Raw genomic sequence first — 16,351 nt, 5'->3', positions numbered from 1 at the left:
CGGAATGACCGCGAAGGTGATGTGGATCACAGCCCTGACCGGGGGTTCCAGGGTGCTCTCGCCGCTGGTACCTGTGTCCACTTCAGTGACGCTAAGCTGCGTACGCGTGTTCGATTTGATCTGGAGGAGCTCGGGGTGACGGCGGTTCGCGCGGAGGCGGGGTACACGGCCCGTCATCTCTCGGTGCTCGACGGCCTGGAGGCCGTCCGCAAGCGGCCGGGGATGTACATCGGCTCCACGGACAGCCGCGGTCTCATGCACTGCCTGTGGGAGATCGTCGACAACGCCGTCGACGAGGCCCTCAGCGGCTACTGCACGCGCATCGAGGTCGAGCTGTACCCCGACGGCTCCATCGAGGTCCGGGACAACGGCCGCGGGATCCCGGTGGACATCGAGCCCAGGACCGGCCTGCCCGGAGTCGAGCTCGTCTACACGAGGCTCCACGCCGGCGGCAAGTTCGGCGGCGGCTCGTACGGCGCCACCGGCGGCCTGCACGGGGTCGGCGCCTCGGTGGTGAACGCGCTCTCCTCCAGGCTCGACGTGGAGGTGGACCGCGACGGCCGGGTTCACCAGATCAGCTTCCGCCGCGGGGTCCCCGGGATCTTCGACGGCGAGGGCCCGAACGCGAAGTTCCGCAAGAAGTCCGGGCTGCGCGACGGCGGCCCGACCGAGCCGGGCGTGACCGGCACCCGGGTCCGCTGGTGGCCCGACCGCAAGATCTTCCTGCCCGACGCGGAGATCTCGCTCGACGAGGTCCGGGTACGTCTCCGCCAGACGGCGTTCCTCGTGCCCGGGCTCACCCTCATGCTGCGGGACGGCCGCGGCGAGGAGGTGGTCGAGGAGACCTTCGCCTTCCAGGGCGGCATCGCCGAGTTCACCGAGTTCCTCGCCCCGGACGAGCCCGTGTGCGACGTGCTCCGGCTGCAGGGCACCGGGCACTTCCACGAGACGGTCCCGGTGCTCGACGAGCAGGGCCACATGGTGCTCACCGAGGTCGAGCGGGAGCTCGAGGTCGACGTCGCCCTCCGCTGGGGCAAGGGCTACGACACGGTCGTCCGCTCCTTCGTCAACGTGATCGCCACGCCCAAGGGCGGCACGCACGTGGCCGGGTTCGAGCGGGCGCTGGTCCGCACCGTCAACGAGCAGCTCCGGGAGACCCGGCTGCTCCGGAACGGCGACGAGCCGGTGATCAAGGAGGACGTGCTCGAGGGCCTCACCGCCGTGGTCGCGGTCCGGATGCCCGAGCCGCAGTTCGAAGGGCAGACCAAGGAGATCCTCGGCACCGCCGCGGCGAGCCGGATCGTCGCGCACGTGGTCTCCCGCGAGCTCAAGGCCCTCTTCGCCACCCCCAAGCGCGGCCAGAAGCAGCAGCTCCGCGCCGTGCTGGAGAAGATCGTGGCGGCGGCGAAGGCCCGCATCGCCGCCCGGGAGCAACGGGACAACCAGCGGCGCAAGTCCGCACTGGAGAACTCGGCGCTCCCCGCCAAGCTGGTGGACTGCCGCAGCGACGACGTCGAGCGGAGCGAGCTGTTCATCGTCGAGGGGGACTCGGCCCTCGGTACGGCGAAGCTCGCCCGGGACTCGGAGTTCCAGGCCCTGCTGCCGATCCGCGGCAAGATCCTCAACGTCCAGAAGGCCTCGGTCTCCGACATGCTGAAGAACGCCGAGTGCGCCGCGATCATCCAGGTGGTGGGGGCGGGCTCCGGCCGGACCTTCGACCTGTCGGCGGCGCGCTACGGCAAGATCATCCTGATGGCCGACGCCGACGTCGACGGCGCGCACATCCGCTGCCTGCTGCTCACCCTGTTCCACCGCTACATGCGGCCGATGATCGAGGCCGGCCGGGTGTTCGCCGCGGTGCCGCCGCTGCACCGGATCGAGATCCTCAATCCGGGAAAGGGGCAGGACAAGTACCTCTACACCTACTCCGACGCGGAGCTGCACCGGGTGCTCGCCGACCTGGAGCGGCGGGGCAAGCGCTGGAAGGAGCCGGTGCAGCGGTACAAGGGCCTCGGTGAGATGGACGCCGACCAGCTCGCCGAGACGACCATGGACCCGCGCCACCGCGTCCTCCGCCGCGTCAGGATCGAGGACGCCGAGGAGGCGGAGCGCATCTTCAACCTCCTCATGGGCAGCGAGGTCGGGCCGCGCCGGGAGTTCATCGTCCAGAACGCGGCCGCCATCGACCGCGAGAACATCGACGCCTGACCAGAGCGGCCCTTCCTGCCGCGTCACCTGCCGGAGATCGCCGGGCCCGGCGAGGCCGAGCCGGGACCGCGCCGACGCGAGCGCCGCGCCTCTCACCCCGGGGCATGTCGCTCACCCCGGGGCGTGCCGCTCACGCTCGGGCGCACCGCTCACCCTTGAGGCATGCCGGCTCCCGGCGGGCCCGCGATTCCATGCGGCAGGCGCCGGCGCCGGCACTGTATTCCCCGGGTGGCCGGCGGGGGAGGTTTCCCGGGGCCGGTGGGGGAGGGGGGCCGGGGCGATCACGCGGGCCGGGTGGGCGCCGTCGTCTCGCCCCGCCCGCCGGCCGGTGCGGGCGCGCCGCTCAGGCCTTGACCTCGCGCAGCTTCCCGGTGGCGACGTCGTACACGAAGCCGCGGATCGCGTCCTTGTGCGGGATGAACGGGTCCGCCTTGATCCGGTTGATCGACTGGATCACGTCCTCGTCGAGGTCGGTGAAGGTCTCGGCGGCCCAGTCCGGCTTGATCCCCACCTCGTCCTGGATCCGGCGCTTGAAGTCGTCGTCGGTGAACGTCACCATGCCGCAGTCGGTGTGGTGGATCAGGATGATCTCGCGCGTGCCGAGCAGCCGCTGGCTGATCGCGAGGCTCCGCCGCACGTCCGCGGTGACCACCCCGCCCGCGTTGCGGATGACGTGGGCGTCGCCTTCGGCCAGGCCGAGGATCCCGTACGGGTTGAGCCGGGCGTCCATGCAGGCCACCACGGCCACGCCCTTGGCCGGGGGCAGCGGCAGGTCGCCCTTGTCGAAGGCGGCCGCGTACCGTTCCGCGTTGGCGAGGAGCTCGTCGGTGACGCTCATGCGTGTCCTCTCGGATCAAGTTGATAATTCCTACGGGAAATTCAGCATATAGCCGCGGGGACTCCGGGTAAAGACGGATCGTGACCGGGAGAGAGCAGGGTGCAACCGGACGGCCTACGCCATACCCGGCCGGATGACGCCACGCCCGATCACAGGCGGACCCCGGCTCCGTCCGGCGGATCCCAGCGCGGCTCCGGCCATACCGGATCTCGAAGCCGCTCGGGTGGAGATGCGGATCGCAACGACGGCGCCGGGCAGGCGGGCGAATCGAAGAGCGGCTCCCGAGCGGCGGGCGGATCGAGGCGCGGCTCGGGGCCGGTGCCGGAACAGCAGGGCGGTTCGGGCTCTTGGCGGGGTGGAACGGTCCGATCCGGGTGCGGGGAGCGGGCCCGGCGCGGGTGCCGGTCCGCCATCGTGCCCGGGAGTGCGCGCGTCCGGACGTGAAGTGGACCCGGCAGGGCGTGGGCCCGCCATCGTGCCCGGGAGTGCGCGCGTCCGGACGTGGAGCGGCTCCGGCAGGGCGTCGGCCGCCGCCGTGCCCGGGCGCGCGCGTCCGCACCCAGGGGCCTGGAACAGGGAAGAGCGCGAGGTGCCCGCGCGTCACCCGCCCGCTCCCCGGGCGGGGAGCCGGACGGGCGCGACGCTAGGACTCCAGTTCCAGGGTGCTGGCCCGATCGCGGGCCTCGGCCAAGGCCGCCTTGTAGCGCTCGGACCAGTTCGGGTCGTCGTCCGGGATCGCCGCCACCGTCTGCCGGGTGAGCTCCACGGGTCCGTCCGGGCCCGTGGTGACCTTCCGGACGATGACGAGCGTCCAGCCGTTCTCCATGACCGTGTCGACCTCCCAGCGGGGCCTGGCCGGCGCCCCGGCGCGCCGCGGCGGGCGCACCAGGAGCAGCAGGAGGTACACGAGAAGCGCGAGCAGGACGACGGCCGCCAGGAGGGCGAGCACTCGCATCTCAGCTCCTTCGGTCGGATGGGTGCGCGGCCCGCCTGATCAGCGGGTGGGCAGCGCGATCCCCCCGGCGTTGCCCGGCGCGTACACGGTGATGCCCTGCGGAAGGGCCTTCAGCTTCTCGATCTCAGCACAGGTCGGGCACCGGTTGTAGCCCTCCTGCCGGGCCTTGTTCGCCTCGGCCTCGGCGCGCGCCTGCGCGACCTTCGCCTGCGCCTCGCTCACCTTCGCGAACTGGGCCTGCGCCTGGTCCACGGCCTCCTGGACCACCTTGGGCAGGGTGACCCGGGAGAGGTTGAAGTGGATGTCGGTGAGGAACTCGGCCCCGAGCATGTTCTTGAGATCCTGCGCGAGGCTCTTGTTCACCGCGTCCTGGATCTTGGCGATGTTCGCGTTGTTGTCGAACTGCTGGAGCGAGGGCTGCCGGCCGGAGGAGGTGTTCTGCACCAGCGAGCACGACGAGATGAGCTCGGCGCAGCGGAAGTTGCCGATCTGCGCGCGCAGGTTGTTCTCGATCACCGGCCGGATGATCTGGTCGAGGAAGGCGGACCACCCCTCGTCGCCCTCCCACGGGTAGTAGGCCGAGCCGCCGCTCCGGAACTTCCGGGTGCCGAACTTGTCGTCGAACGCCTTGAGGGTCGCCGGGTCGAGGTTGAGGGAGAAGTAGACCGTGCCCTCGATCCCCATGTTCACGCCGTCACCGCTCGGCACGGTGACGACGTCCACCCCGGCGCGCTCGCCGGCGTCCTGGTCCGAGGTGATCGTGTAGAAGCGCTGCTGGGCCGGGTAGCGGTGGACCTGCGACCACATGCCGGTCCAGGTGATGCTGGAGCCGGGCGGGATGATCTGGCGGATCTTGTTGTCGTCGAACGGCCCGCCGTTACGCACGACCGCGACCTCACCGCCGCTGGTGCGCTCGAACCCGCTGATCACGCCGAACACCGTCGGCACGCCGACGACGAGGGCGGCGAGCACGGCCAGGATTCCGGCGCCGCGGGATGAGAGGAATCCACCGTCGGCGGGGCCGCGCAGACGAAAGTGCATCAACCACTCCTTGGGGGGTCGGTCTTGATTTTTCCGGTAAAACGTAGTCATCCGATCACGTGAACGTAGCAGCCCCCAAGGGTGGTTCCGGTCACCGCGTCCCCGCCGGCGGATCCTGGCCGGATGTGGATTTCGGTCGGGCGTGAACCCCGGACCGGCACGGGGCCCGGCTCGGTGCGGGCCGGGAGAGCCGGAAGCCGGCCGGCAAGAAGCCGGCCATCAAGCCTCGATCGGCGCGAGCCTGCCCGTGCCGACGTCGTACAGCGCGCCGCACACCGCGAGCCGGCCGGGCAGGTGCCGGCTGGTCCTGATCCTGGTCAGATCCGCCTGAAGGGTCGCCATCTGATCGGGGATGGTGCCGAAGGCGACGTCCCGGGTGTCCACGCCGTACCGGGTGGCGATGAGGTCGTGGAGCTCGGCGTCGGTCATCTTGGTCATCTTGCAGTCGGTGTGCGGCATCACGAGGATCCGCTCGACGCCGAGCACGTACACGGCGAGGATCAGCGCTCGCAGCACGTCGTCGGTGACCCGGGCGCCCGGGTTGCGGAGGATGACGGCGTCACCGATGCGCAACCCGAGCGCCTCCAGCGGATCGATCCGGGCGTCCATGCAGGTCACCACGGCGAGCCCGCGGCGAGCGCGGCCGATCAATCCTTGATGGTTGAATTCGTGATTAAATTTTTCGTTGGCGGAGAAAATGTCGGCGAATACGCTGTTCACGTCCTGGATGATCGCATGGGGCTCCAGATCGGTGAACAGCCATAAGAATTTCTTATTTCAGGTTTAACGTCAGGACGGCTCGTTTCCCGGCTTCCACTTGATGCCGCAGCCGAGGCTCGGCCGCTGCTCGGATTCGGGGAGGGTGCGCCCCTCGAGCACGGCGTCGGCCGCGGCCCGCAGCGACGCGCCGGTGACCGGGACGTCGTTGCCCGGGCGCGCGTCGTCGAACTGCCCCCGGTAGACGAGCCTGTGGTCGGCGTCGAAGAGGAAGAAGTCGGGCGTGCAGGCCGCGCGGTAGGCCCGCGCCACCTCCTGGGTCTCGTCCACCAGGTACGGGAAGCCGAAGCCGGCGCGCTTGGCCTGCTCCCGCAGGTGGGCAACGTCGTCGTCGGGGTAGTTGACGACGTCGTTGCTCATGATCCCGACGATGGCGATCCGGTCCCGGTAGTCGGCGGCGAACCGGCCGATGCCCTCCTCGATCCGGCGGACGTACGGGCAGTGGTTGGACAAGAAGATCACCAGAAGCGGCCGTCCCGCGAAATCGGAGCGCTTGACCCGGCCGCCGTCGATGGACGGCAGGTCGAAATCCGGCGCCTGGGTGCCGAGCGGGACCATGAAAGAGTTGACGGCCATATTCGGGTCTCCCGTGGTTTCCCGGTCTCCTTTTCGCTTGCCTTCACTCCTATTAAATAGGCCCGCGCCGGGCGCGGCGGCGGGCGAGCGCCGGCCGCTCCCAGGGCCGCCTCGGTCCACCCGCTCCCGCAACCGGGCCGGATTCCCGTGCGGGCCGGCTCGATCCGCTCATCCCCCGCGCTCCGTACGCCGTGCTCCGGGCGGCCCGCGGAGCCCGCCCGCTCGCGCCCGCGCGCTCCGGCCGGGCGGCCGGATCACCGGGATGGCCGATCGTGCGACACCAGTGTAAGTTGTTCACTGGTGTCGCACGATCGGCGGCAAAGGAGGCGCGCATGGCGGGAATCGCCCGGATAGAGGCGATGGTGCTCGACTGCCCGGACCCTAAGGCGCTGGCGGGCTTCTACTCAGCGCTGCTCGGGTGGGAGGTCACCCATGAGAGCGACGACTGGGTGACGATCTCGGACGGTGGCCTCATCCTCGGCTTCCAGCGCGTCGCGGACTACCGGCCCCCGGCCTGGCCGGACCCGGAGCGCCCGCAGCAGTGCCACCTCGACCTGGCCGTCGACGACCTCGACCAGGCCGAGGCCGAGGCCGTGGCGCTGGGCGCGGTCAAGCACGAGCACCAGCCGGGGAAGGGCTACCGGGTCTTCCTCGACCCGGCCGGCCACCCGTTCTGCCTCTGCACCTGAGCCGGGCCGGCGCGGGTGGGCTACTCGGCGGTGCCGGCATCGGGGGCCGGCGCCGCCTCCTCCGCCCGGTCCTCGGCCGGGCGAGCGGGCGGGGCCGCTCCGATGGCGCCGCCGATCGCGGCGATCCGGTGCATGAGGCGGGTCCCCGAGCCGTCGCGCCGGCCGAGCTCGGCGGGGAGCTCGACCGGTTGCCCGGACGGCGAGATCGCCTTGGCCGGTGCGGGCCCGGCCCAGGCGAGCAGGAGCACGTCCTCGCCCTTGAGGAAGCGCTGCGCGCGGACCCCGCCGGTCGCCCGGCCCTTCGGCGGGAACACGGCGTAGTCGGAGACCTTCACCGTGCCCGTCTGGGTCCCGGGCAGGGCGGTCGACGAGCCGGCGACCGTGACGACGCGCGACTCCCGCGCCGGGTCGACCGCGCCGAACCAGATCACCCGGGCGCCCTCGGCGAGCCGGATCCCGGCCACACCACCGGCCGGGCGGCCCTGCGGCCGGACCGTGGCGGCGGGGAAGCGGAGCAGCTGGGCGTCGGAGGTGATGAAGACCAGGTCGTGATCGGGGGACTCCAGCTCGACCGCGCCGACCACGCGGTCACCCTCGCGCAGGCTGATGATCTCGAAGTCGTCCCGGTTGACCGGATAGTCGGGGGCGACCCGCTTGACCACGCCCTGCGCGGTGCCGAGCGCGATCCCGTGCCCCGCCTCGTCCAGCGAGCCGAGCCCGACGACGTGCTCGTCCGGCTCCAGGGTCACGTACTCGGTCACCGGCTGCGCCCCGGCGAGCGACGGCGGATCACCGGACGCGGGCAGCGTGGGCAGCTCGACCACGGACACCCGGATCATCCGCCCCTTGGAGGTGATCACACCGACCTCGCCCCGGACCGTCGTGCGCACTGCCGAGACCAGCACGTCGTGCGGCGCGCGCGGCCCATCGCCGGGGAGCGGGGACGCGTCCGCGGTCCGGGCGATCAGGCCGGTCGAGGAGAGCAGCACCAGGCAGGGGTCGTCGGCCACCTCGAGCGGGATCGCCGTCTTCAGCGCGGCCTCGGCCGAGTCGAGCAGCTGGGTCCGGCGCGGCGTGCCGTACTTCTTGGCGACCTCGGCGAGCTCCTTCGACACCACCCGGCGCAGCCGGTCCTCCGAGCCAAGGATCGCGTTGAGCTCGGCGATCTCGGCCTGCAGCCCCTCCTTCTCCCGCTCGAGCTCCAGCTTGTCGTAGCGGGTGAGCCGGCGCAGCGGGGTGTCGAGGATGTACCCGGCCTGGGCCTCCGACAGCCCGAACGTCTCCATGAGCCTGCTCCGCGCGTGCGCCGGGTCGTCCGAGGTGCGGATCACCTGGATGACCTCGTCGATGTTGAGCAGCGCGGTGATGAGGCCCTCGACCAGGTGGAGGCGCTCCTCGCGCTTGCGCCGCCGGTACGCCGACCGCCGGCGCACCACCTCGAGCCGGTGGTTCACGTACACGGCGAGCAGGTCGCGCAGGCCGAGCGTGCGCGGCTGCCCGTCGACGAGCGCGACGCTGTTGATGCCGAACGTCTCCTCCATCGGCGTGAGCCGATAGAGCTCTTCCAGCACCGCCTCGGGGTTGAACCCGGTCTTGACCTCGATGACGAGGCGCAGGCCCTTGTGCCGGTCGGTGAGGTCCTTCAGGTCGGCGATGCCGACGAGCTTCTTCGCCTGGACCAGCTCCTTGATCTTCGCGACCACGCGCTCGGGACCGACGTTGAACGGCAGCTCGGTCACCACGATCGCCTTGCGCCGCGCGGTCACGTTCTCGATGGTCGCCCGCGCGCGCATCCGGAACGTGCCCCGCCCGGTCTCGTACGCCTCCCGGATGGCGTCCAGGCCGATGATCAGCCCGCCGGTGGGCAGGTCGGGGCCGGGGACGAACTGCATGAGCTCGTCGAGGGTGGCGTCCGGCTTCTTCAGCAGGTGGCGGGCGGCCCCGATCACCTCGGCGAGGTTGTGCGGCGGGATGTTGGTCGCCATGCCGACCGCGATGCCGGACGCACCGTTGACCAGGAGGTTGGGGAAGGCCGCGGGGAGGACCGCCGGCTCGGTCTCCTGGCCGTCGTAGTTGGGCCGGAAGTCGACGGTCTCCTCGTCGATCGACTGCACCATCAGCATCGCCGCCGGGGCGAGGCGGGCCTCGGTGTACCGCATCGCCGCGGGGGCGTCGTCCGGCGACCCGAAGTTCCCGTGGCCGTCGACCAGCGGCAGCCGCATCGAGAACGGCTGGGCCATGCGGACGAGCGCGTCGTAGATCGCGGCGTCCCCGTGCGGGTGCAGCTTGCCCATGACCTCGCCGACGACGCGGGAGGACTTCACATGCCCCCGGTCGGGCCGCAGGCCCATCTCGCTCATCGAGTAGAGGATCCGGCGCTGCACCGGCTTCAGCCCGTCCCGGGCGTCGGGGAGCGCGCGCTGGTAGATGACCGAGTAGGCGTACTCCAGGAAGCTCGTCCGCATCTCGGCGGCGACGTCGATGTCGACGATCCGCTCCTGGAAGTCCTGGTCGGGGGCTGTGGTGCGTCGCGGCATATCGAACATTGTGCCGATGACCGGAGGTGGCCGCGACCGGACGCGGGCCATCGGCCGCCCCGGTGGACGGCCGGCCCCGCCGGGGTCTCAGTCCCGCGGCCCCGCCCCGGGCCACGGCCCCGGGGTCGGTCCCCGGTACGCGTCACCGGGCACGTTGAGCCGTTCGTCGAAGACCCGGAACCCGCGCGCCAGGTAGTTGGGCAGGGCGGCCGGCGCGTCGAGGGAGCAGGTGTGCACCCAGACCCGCCGGGTCGGCTCCCGGCCGGGCCAGCGGTCGGCCAGGTCCCAGGCGCGGGCCGTCACCTCGGAGAGCAGGTGGCCGCCGATGCCCCGGCCGATGGCGTGGCGGAGCAGCCCGAAACCGGAGATCTCCACCGTGCCGTTCTCCTGCGCGTCGAGCTCCGCGTACCCGGCGGGCGTGCCGCGCAGCCACGCCACCCACGTCTCCACGCCGGGCCGGCTGAGCCAGTCCCGCCACTCCCGCCACGTCCAGGAGAGCCGCTGCGTCCAGTGCCAGTCACCGCCGACGGCCGTGTAGAGGAACCGGCTGAACTCGGGGCTCGGGATCTCCGCCCGCACGATCTGCACCGGCTCGCGGGGCGGGCGCGCCGGGCGGAGGTCGGCGCGGCTGGTCTGCTCCAGGTACCAGGTCGTCACGTCCATGGTGCAGATCCTCCGATCCCGGCCGGGGCGGCGGGCGACCGGCCCCCGGTTTGGAGCGGTTCAGCGCGCGCCGGGCCGCGGATCACGCCCGTGCCACAGGTCGGCGCAGGTCGGCCCCGTGCCGCAGGCCGGGGCCGCGCAGGTAAGGGCCGTGCCGCGGGTAAGGGCCGTGCGCGGTGGATCCGGCGGATCGAGCCCGTACGGCGAGCCGTACGCCGGTCAGAGGCGGGGACGGGCGCCGAGGATGGAGAGGCACTTGGCGGCGAGCGCGTTGCCGGCCGCGAGCGCCTCGGCCGGAGGCTTGCCCTCGAGCCACGGCGGGAGGAAGCCCGCGATGAAGGCGTCGCCCGCGCCGGTGCCGTCCACCACCTGCTCCACGGGCTCGGCCGGCACCCGGACCGGCTCGGCCCGGCCGTTGGCATACCAGAGCGAGCCCTCCTCGCCGAGCTTGATCACGACCTGGGGGAACCAGGCGGTGAGCACCTTGGCGGCCGCGAACGGCTCCTCCCGGCCGGTGAGCACCCGGGCCTGGTCGACGTTGGCGAAGAGCAGCTTCGCCCCGTGCGTCCACTCCAGGAACGGCTCGGCACCGGTCCGCTCCAGCGGGGCGGCCGACGCGCAGTCCACCGAGATCGACATGCCGACGCGGCGGGCCAGGTCGAGCGCGGCCAGCCCGGCCTCCCGCGACCCCTCGTTGAGCAGGGTGTAGCCCGACATGTGCAGGTGGGCGTCGGCGGTGAAGAGGTCGCGCGGCAGGTCCTCCGGCGAGAGGGCGGCGTTGGCCCCCGGGTCGGAGAGCATGGTCCGCTGGCCCTTGTGGGTGACCATGACGACGCAGGTGCCGGTAGGTCGCTCCGGGTCCATCACCAGCCGGGCGTCGACGCCGTAGCCCATGAGTTCCATGTCGCGGTTGCGGCCGGTGATGTCGGCGCCGCGACGGCCGATGAAGGCCACCTCGGTGCGCTCCACTGCCAGCCAGGACGCGATGTTGGCTCCGGAGCCACCACCGTGCATGGTCACGGTTGCCGGGGTGTCGCTTGATCTCGCCAACGGATACCGGGCGCGCGCGATCGCGTCGGTCATGAGATCACCCACCACGACGACCCGCGTCATGACGTCACCACCTTGCCGACTGGTTTGCGGAGACGGGCCCGGCGCCATCCCGGAGAAGCGCGCATCCTCTCCGTGCGATGAGCCGTTGACCAAGAACCTAACAGTTACTGGCGTTGCCGTGGGGTGCAGAGGGGGACGGGCCCCTGCTCGATGCGCAAGCGTAGCCAAAATCGATCAGCCGTCCCGGTGGGCTCCCGGGGGAGCCGCCGCCGGCCGGCCCTCGCCGCTCCGGCGGCGGCCGGCCCGGTGACCCCGGTGGCCGGGCCGGGTGAGGAACGGTTCGCCGCGCTGCCCCGTGCGCCCACCCCGCCGCGGCGCGGCGCCCGCGCAGGGACGGCGGCCCCGGGCCGGGAAGGCCGGAGGACCGTCGAGGACGGGCCTTGCGCCTCTGGGGCTCCCGGTTACCGCGATTAGCCTTGAGCTGTGCGATCCCCATACCCCTCCCACTGGGAGGCGGACGTCGTTCTCGCCGACGGCGGGACGGCGCACGTGCGCCCGATCCGGCCGGACGACGCCGACCTCCTGCGCGCCTTCTACAGCCGGCTCTCCCCCGAGTCGATCTACTTCCGGTACTTCGCACCGCGTCCCCGGCTCACCGAGAAGGAGATCGTCTGGTTCACCAACGTCGACTACGACGACCGGGTCGCCCTGATCGCGACGATCGGCGATGACATGGTGGCCGTCGTCCGGTACGACCGGCTCGAGCCGCGGGACCAGGCCGAGGTGGCCTTCCTCGTCGAGGACGCCCACCAGGGCAGAGGGCTCGCCTCGGTGCTCCTGGAGCACCTGCGCGCCGCCGCGCGCGAGCGGGGGATCCGGACCTTCATCGCGGACGTGCTCCCGGGCAACCACCGGATGATCGCGGTGCTTCGCGAGGCCGGCTACACGGTGCAGAGCCGGTTCGAGGACGGCGTGGTCCGCATGACCCTGGACCTGTCCACGACCACCAGCTCCGTGGAGGTGCGGCTCGCCCGCGAGCACTACGCGGAGGCGCGGTCCATCGCCCGGCTGCTCACCCCGAGCTCGGTGGCGGTGATCGGCGCGAGCCGGGAGCCCGGCGGGGTGGGGCAGACCGTGCTGCGCAACCTGCTCGCCGCCGACTTCACCGGGCCGGTCTACCCGGTCCACCGGGAGGTGCGGGCGGTGGCCGGGGTCCGCGCGTACAAGAGCGTCTCGGCGATCGACGGCGAGGTCGACCTCGCGGTGCTCGCCGTCCCGGCCGAGGGCGTGCTCGACCTGGTCCGGGAGTGCGCGGAGAAGGGCGTCAAGGGCCTCATCGTGGTCTCCTCCGGGTTCGGCGAGACCGGGCCCGAGGGCCGCGCCCGGCAGCAGGAGCTGGTCCGCATCGCCCGGGCGTACGGCATGCGCGTGGTGGGCCCCAACTGCCTCGGCATCGCCAACACCGACCCGGCCGTCCGGCTCAACGCCACCCTGGCCGCGACCCTGCCGAGCCGCGGGAGGGTCGGGTTCTTCTGCCAGTCGGGCGCGCTCGGCACCGCCCTGCTCCAGCGGGTGGCGCAACGGGGGATGGGCATCTCCACCTTCGTCTCGGCGGGGAACCGGGCCGACGTCTCCGGCAACGACTGCCTGCAGTACTGGGAGGAGGACCCGGCGACCGACGTGATCCTCCTCTACCTGGAGTCGCTCGGCAACCCGCGGAAGTTCGCCCGGCTCGCCCGCCGGATCTCCAAGAAGAAGCCGATCGTGATGGTGAAGAGCCCGGGGGTGCCGCCCGGGCACGCCGCCCCGGTGCTCGGCCTCCCCGACGACGCGCTGCGCTCGCTGTTCGAGCAGACGGGCGTGATCCGGGTCGACGACCTCACCCAGCTCTTCGACGTCGCCCAGCTCGTCGCCTACCAGCCGCTGCCGAAGGGCCGGCGGATCGGCCTGGTGAGCAACTCGGACGCGCTCGCGCTGATCGCGGTGGACGCGTGCGTCGACCACGGGCTCGAGCCGATCGAGCCGGTCAACCTGGGGGCCCGGGCGGGCGCGGCCGAGTTCGGCAAGGCGCTCGCGCGCGTCCTGCCGGAGGTGGACGCCGCGGTCGTCATCTACATGCCGCCGATCCCCGGGGACGCGGCCGCGGTCGCCGCCGAGGTGCTCCGCGTCTCCCGTGACTCCGGCAAACCGGTCCTCGCCACCTTCGAAGGCCAGATGGGCCTGCCGCCCGAGCTCCGGGTCCCCAACGAGGACGGCACGCCCGGGCCGGGCTCCATCCCCTCCTACCCGGCGCCGGAGGAGGCGGTCCGGGCGCTCGCCCACGTGGTCGCGTACGCGCGGTGGCGGGAGGAGCCGGTCGGCGCGGTCCCGTCCGTGGCGGGCATCGACGTGCGGCGGGCCCGGACGCTCGTCACCGAGGTGCTGAGCCGGGACGGCGAGCGCGAGCACGTGATCGACGCCGGGGCGCTGCTGGCGTGCTACGGCATCGACGTGTGGCCGGTGTACCCGGTGGCCACGGCCGACGAGGCGGTGGCCGCCGCCCGGCGGATCGGCCACCCCGTGGTGGTGAAGGCGATCGACCCCGCCGGCGCGCTCCGCGCCGGCACCGTCCGGATGGGGCTCACCGAACCCGTCGCCATCCGGCAGGCGTTCATCGACCTGGCCGAGCAGCTCGGGCCCGGCGCGCGGCTCGGCGTGCAGCGCATGGTGCCGCAGCCCGCGGTGCCCACGATCATCGGCGTGGTGCAGGACCGGCACTTCGGCGCGGTCGTGTCGTTCGGGCTCGGCGAGGTGGTCGCCCGGCTCCTCCACGACCAGGCCTACCGGCTCGCGCCGCTCACCGCCGAGGACGCGGCGAGCCTGGTCCGGTCCGTGCGGGCCGCGCCGCTGCTCTTCGGCGAGTACGGCTCCCAGCCGGTGGCGGTCGACGCCCTGGAGGACCTCCTCATCCGGGTCGGGCTCCTCGCCGACCAGCTCCCCGAGGTCGCCCGGCTCGACCTCGACCCCGTGCTGGTCGGGAAGACCGGGGCCGTGGTGCTGGGCGCGCGCGCCGTGGTGCGCCCGGTCACCGGGCCGCGCCCGGACGTCGGCCCGCGCCGGCTCCGCTGGCCCGTCGCCGGGGACGAGCCCGAGTCCGTTCGGATGTGAAACCCACGTCCCGCAGAGGGCAGGATGGACCCATGAGGGAAACCCCAGTTTCCGCCGCGGGCATGCGCGAGGCCATCGAGCGCTGCGGCTACTACCCCGACCTGGTCGCCGACGCCGTGGACTCCGCGCTGGCCGGTGAAGAGGTCCTCGCCTACGTCGTGCACCACGAGGCCACCTTCGATCCGGGGATGGAGGTGCGCCGGCACGTCACCGTGCTCGCGCTCTCCCCGACCCGGCTGATCGTGTGCCACACCGACGAGCAGCCGCCCGCGGAGGGCATCCCCACCCCGTACGCGACCACCACCACGGAGGCGGTGCAGCTCAGCAAGATCCAGTCGGTCGCGGTCACGCGGGTCGTGCCCGACCCGGCGTCGTACGTGCCGGGCGTGGTCCGCCCAAGCGAGGTCACGCTGACCATCGGGTGGGGTGCGATCTCCCACATCGACCTCGAGCCCGCCTCGTGCGGGGACGAGAACTGCGAGGCCGACCACGGGTACACCGGGGCGATCACGGCGGACGACCTGTCCCTGCGGGTCAGCGAGGCCGCCGACGGCCCCGAGGCGGTCGCCAACGTGCTCGCGTTCGCCAAGGCCCTCTCCGAGGCGACCGGCTGCGCCGTGCGCTGACCGCCGCGCAGCCGTGCGCCGACCCGCCACGAACCCGGAGGCCATGTGACCGACGCCCAGCACCGCCCCCCGTCGGGCACCGGAGCGCCGGTGGGCGAGCGCGCCGTGCCGTTCGCGCCCGCGTACGGCGAGGCGTCGCTCGCCGACCTCTCGCGGTCCCTGCTCGCCTGCCTCGGCCTGCCGGTGCCGAACCCGCTCGGGCTGGAACCGGCCGGCAGGGTCTGCCTCCTCCTCGTCGACGGCATGGGCGCGGACCTGCTCGACGCCCACCCCGGCTGCGCCCCGTTCCTCACGGCCCACCCGCGGCGGACGCTCACCGCCGGCTTTCCCTCCTCGACCCCGACCAGCCTGGCCACCCTCGGCACCGGTGCCGTCCCCGGTGAGCACGGCATCGTGGGCGTGCAGATGGCCGTGCCCGGGGAGGGGCGGCTCCTCCACTGCCTGCGGTGGACCGCGCCCGGCGGGCCGCCCATCGACCCGGACGCCTGGCAGCCGGCCGAGACCGCCTACCAGCGCCTGGCCGCCCACGGCATCGAGCCGGTCTACGTGGCGCCGCCGTACTTCCGCGACACCGGGCTCACCCGGGCGGTGTACCGGGGGACCCGCCACTGGGGCGCCGACACCGTGGACGACCGGGTCGAGGGAGCCCGGCGGGCCCTGCAGGAGAGCAGGTTCGTCATCGTCTACTACGGCGAGGTCGACCTGTTCGGCCACCTCAAGGGGTGGGGCACCCCGGAGTGGCTGGAGCAGGTCGCGATCGTCGACCGGATGGCGGAGCGGATCGCGGACGGGCTGCCGCCCGGCTCCGTCCTCTACGTCACCGCCGACCACGGCATGGTCAACGCGGGGGAGCGGATCGACTTCGACGCGCGCGCCGACCTCCAGGAGGGCGTGCGCCTGCTCGGCGGGGACGGCCGCGCCCGCCACGTCTACACCGTCCCCGGGGCCACCGCCGACGTGCTCGCCGCGTGGCGGGCCGCGCTGCACGGCCGCGCCTGGGTGGTGACCCGGGAGGAGGCGGTGGAGGCCGGCTGGTTCGGCAAGGTGGTCAAGCGGGAGTGGCTCGGCCGGATCGGCGACGTGCTCGCCGTCTCCTACGGCGACACCGTGGTGATCGCCTCCGAGCGGGAGCCGCTGGAGTCCCGGCTCATCGGCGTCCACGGGTCCCTCACCCCGGCCGAGCAGAACGTCCCGCTGATCGAGATCCGCCGCTGACACCCGGCAGGCTCTGGAGGTGCATC

13 protein-coding genes are annotated in these 16,351 nt (G+C 72.6%); 5 read left to right on the top strand and 8 right to left on the bottom strand.

The features are described from left to right. Positions 1-135: 135 nt before the first annotated feature. Positions 136-2,208 carry a DNA gyrase/topoisomerase IV subunit B gene (locus TBIS_RS11860; protein ID WP_013132631.1) on the top strand — a complete coding sequence of 691 codons (2,073 nt, stop codon included), beginning with the start codon at positions 136-138 and terminating at the stop codon, positions 2,206-2,208. 343 nt (positions 2,209-2,551) lie between these two features. Here the strand turns inward: TBIS_RS11860 and TBIS_RS11855 are convergent, their stop codons facing one another. The 5 genes from TBIS_RS11855 to TBIS_RS11835 form a co-directional block, all read right to left on the bottom strand. After that, positions 2,552-3,046: a beta-class carbonic anhydrase gene (locus TBIS_RS11855; RefSeq protein WP_013132630.1), complete on the bottom strand. Its 495-nt coding sequence runs from the start codon at positions 3,044-3,046 to the stop codon at positions 2,552-2,554. 643 nt (positions 3,047-3,689) lie between these two features. Next, positions 3,690-4,001: a hypothetical protein gene (locus TBIS_RS11850; protein ID WP_013132629.1), complete on the bottom strand. Its 312-nt coding sequence runs from the start codon at positions 3,999-4,001 to the stop codon at positions 3,690-3,692. A gap of 39 nt (positions 4,002-4,040) precedes the next feature. Further along, positions 4,041-5,042, bottom strand: a complete 1,002-nt coding sequence (locus TBIS_RS11845; protein WP_013132628.1) for an SPFH domain-containing protein — start codon at positions 5,040-5,042, stop codon at positions 4,041-4,043. A gap of 219 nt (positions 5,043-5,261) precedes the next feature. Beyond that, on the bottom strand, positions 5,262-5,762 hold the full coding sequence (locus tag TBIS_RS11840) for a beta-class carbonic anhydrase (RefSeq protein ID WP_013132627.1): 501 nt from the start codon (positions 5,760-5,762) through the stop codon (positions 5,262-5,264). Positions 5,763-5,831: 69 nt separating this feature from the next. Then, entirely contained in the window at positions 5,832-6,395 is a 564-nt protein-coding gene (locus TBIS_RS11835; RefSeq protein ID WP_013132626.1) for a thioredoxin family protein, read from the bottom strand. 332 nt (positions 6,396-6,727) lie between these two features. On the opposite strand from TBIS_RS11835, the gene TBIS_RS11830 reads away from it, so the two are divergent. Further along, a complete protein-coding gene (locus tag TBIS_RS11830; RefSeq protein WP_013132625.1) occupies positions 6,728-7,084 on the top strand; it encodes a VOC family protein in 357 nt (118 codons plus the stop codon). Positions 7,085-7,104: 20 nt separating this feature from the next. Here the strand turns inward: TBIS_RS11830 and TBIS_RS11825 are convergent, their stop codons facing one another. The 3 genes from TBIS_RS11825 to TBIS_RS11815 all read right to left on the bottom strand — a co-directional run bounded on the left by TBIS_RS11825 (position 7,105) and on the right by TBIS_RS11815 (position 11,397). Then, a complete protein-coding gene (locus TBIS_RS11825) occupies positions 7,105-9,630 on the bottom strand; it encodes a DNA gyrase/topoisomerase IV subunit A (RefSeq protein WP_013132624.1) in 2,526 nt (841 codons plus the stop codon). Positions 9,631-9,708: 78 nt separating this feature from the next. Beyond that, positions 9,709-10,284, bottom strand: a complete 576-nt coding sequence (locus TBIS_RS11820; RefSeq protein ID WP_013132623.1) for a GNAT family N-acetyltransferase — start codon at positions 10,282-10,284, stop codon at positions 9,709-9,711. 219 nt (positions 10,285-10,503) lie between these two features. After that, positions 10,504-11,397 carry a carbohydrate kinase family protein gene (locus TBIS_RS11815; protein ID WP_013132622.1) on the bottom strand — a complete coding sequence of 298 codons (894 nt, stop codon included), beginning with the start codon at positions 11,395-11,397 and terminating at the stop codon, positions 10,504-10,506. Positions 11,398-11,820: 423 nt separating this feature from the next. Here TBIS_RS11815 and TBIS_RS11810 point away from each other — a divergent pair, with 423 nt between their 5' ends. From TBIS_RS11810 to TBIS_RS11800, 3 genes are all read left to right on the top strand, one after another. Continuing rightward, positions 11,821-14,484, top strand: coding sequence for a bifunctional acetate--CoA ligase family protein/GNAT family N-acetyltransferase (locus TBIS_RS11810; RefSeq protein ID WP_013132621.1), 2,664 nt, complete (start codon positions 11,821-11,823; stop codon positions 14,482-14,484). Between the two features lie 32 nt (positions 14,485-14,516). Further along, complete coding sequence (locus TBIS_RS11805; RefSeq protein WP_013132620.1) at positions 14,517-15,110, top strand: DUF5998 family protein; 594 nt, start codon at positions 14,517-14,519, stop codon at positions 15,108-15,110. 90 nt (positions 15,111-15,200) lie between these two features. Then, positions 15,201-16,325 (top strand): alkaline phosphatase family protein, encoded by a 1,125-nt coding sequence (locus tag TBIS_RS11800; RefSeq protein ID WP_050760682.1) that lies wholly within the window; start codon positions 15,201-15,203, stop codon positions 16,323-16,325. Positions 16,326-16,351: the final 26 nt, after the last annotated feature.

The sequence above is a fragment of the Thermobispora bispora DSM 43833 genome (genome assembly GCF_000092645.1).
GTDB lineage: Bacteria > Actinomycetota > Actinomycetes > Streptosporangiales > Streptosporangiaceae > Thermobispora > Thermobispora bispora.
Note: the sequence above shows the minus strand (reverse complement) of the source record. Positions and strands in the feature narration are given on the sequence as shown.

Excerpts from the sequence above, each read along its gene's own strand:
- TBIS_RS11855 (WP_013132630.1), bottom strand. The coding sequence starts at position 3,046 with ATGAGCGTCACCGACGAGCTCCTCGCCAACGCGGAACGGTACGCGGCC.
- TBIS_RS11850 (WP_013132629.1), bottom strand. The coding sequence starts at position 4,001 with ATGCGAGTGCTCGCCCTCCTGGCGGCCGTCGTCCTGCTCGCGCTTCTC.
- TBIS_RS11845 (WP_013132628.1), bottom strand. The coding sequence starts at position 5,042 with ATGCACTTTCGTCTGCGCGGCCCCGCCGACGGTGGATTCCTCTCATCC.
- TBIS_RS11835 (WP_013132626.1), bottom strand. The coding sequence starts at position 6,395 with ATGGCCGTCAACTCTTTCATGGTCCCGCTCGGCACCCAGGCGCCGGAT.
- TBIS_RS11830 (WP_013132625.1), top strand. The coding sequence starts at position 6,728 with ATGGCGGGAATCGCCCGGATAGAGGCGATGGTGCTCGACTGCCCGGAC.
- TBIS_RS11825 (WP_013132624.1), bottom strand. The coding sequence starts at position 9,630 with ATGTTCGATATGCCGCGACGCACCACAGCCCCCGACCAGGACTTCCAG.
- TBIS_RS11820 (WP_013132623.1), bottom strand. The coding sequence starts at position 10,284 with ATGGACGTGACGACCTGGTACCTGGAGCAGACCAGCCGCGCCGACCTC.
- TBIS_RS11815 (WP_013132622.1), bottom strand. The coding sequence starts at position 11,397 with ATGACGCGGGTCGTCGTGGTGGGTGATCTCATGACCGACGCGATCGCG.
- TBIS_RS11805 (WP_013132620.1), top strand. The coding sequence starts at position 14,517 with ATGAGGGAAACCCCAGTTTCCGCCGCGGGCATGCGCGAGGCCATCGAG.